A 1,247-nucleotide genomic window follows, 5' to 3' on the forward strand; every position below is an offset into this window, starting at 1 on the left:
TCGCCCGCCGACGTCGTGCGCGCTTGGTGCTTCGAGCCCGTCGCCTAGTCTGACGCGGGGAGCGTGATTAGGGGCCCTGCATTGTTGCTTCGAGCACGCGAGTCCGCGTCTGTGTTTGCCCCGTACCGTTCCCGCGGGTGGCCGCCCTGTGTGTCCTGAACGAGGGGTGGTGTCGATGGAGGAGATCACGGAGGAGCCGGTGCAGGTGGTCGCGCGGGTCTGCGCGATCGATATCGGCAAGGCTGGTCTGGTGGCGTGTGTGCGGGTGCCGCATGCGAGCCGGTCGGACCGGCGGGTGCAGGAGGTTCGTGAGTACGCGACGGTGACGCCGGCGTTGCTGGAACTGGCGGACTGGTTGCGGGTCGAGCGGGTCGAGTTGGTGGCGATGGAGGCCACATCGGACTACTGGAAGCCGGTGTTCTATCTGCTGGAGGCCGAAGGGTTCCAGTGCTGGCTGCTGAACGCGAAGCATGTCAAGAACGTGCCGGGCCGGCCGAAGACGGACCGGTTGGACGCGGTGTGGTTGGCCAAGGTGGTCGAGCGGGGGATGTGCCAGCCCAGCCTGGTGCACCCCAAGCCGATCCGCCAGTTGCGGGACGTGACCCGGTATCGGCGCAGCCTGGTGCGGGAGCAGACGCGGGAGAAGCAGCGTCTGGAGAAGACCTTGGAGGATGCGCAGATCAAGCTGGACTCGGTGATCAGTGACCTGCACGGAGTGTCCGGCCGGCAGATGCTGCAAGCGATGATCGACGGCCAGCGTGACCCGAGAGTGTTGGCCGAGATGGCCCGCACTTCCATGCGCCGCAAGATTCCCCAGCTGCGGGAGGCGTTGACCGGTCACTTCGATGACCATCACGCGTTCATCTGCGCGACCATGCTGCGCCGGATCGACGCCCTGGCCGCGGACATCGCAGAGCTGGACGCCAAGGTCGAGGAGTTGATCGCCCCTTTCGCGCAGGCGGTGGCGAAGCTGGATGAGATCACCGGTGTCGGGGTGCGTTCCGCGCAGGAGATCATCGCCGAGATCGGGGTGGACATGGCCGTCTTCCCCACCGCCGCGCACCTGGTGTCCTGGGCCAAGTTTTCCCCGATCGACGCGACCTCGGCCGGCCGGAAGAAGGGCAACTCCACCGGCAAGGGCAACGGCTGGCTGGCCGGAGCCCTCGGCGAGGTCGTGGCCGGGCTCGCCCGGACCAACACCTTCCTCGGTGAGCGCTACCGGCGCCTGGCCCGCCGACGAGGCAAGA

At 67.4% G+C, this 1,247-nt stretch carries 1 protein-coding gene; it reads left to right on the forward strand.

Annotated elements, in window-relative coordinates:
- Positions 1-199: 199 nt before the first annotated feature.
- The coding region (locus tag ACFFIA_RS42420) for an IS110 family RNA-guided transposase (protein WP_377262976.1) at positions 200-1,247 on the forward strand (1,048 nt) is incomplete at its 3' end.

This window comes from Phytohabitans kaempferiae, assembly GCF_042433955.1.
GTDB classification, from domain to species: domain Bacteria; phylum Actinomycetota; class Actinomycetes; order Mycobacteriales; family Micromonosporaceae; genus Phytohabitans; species Phytohabitans kaempferiae.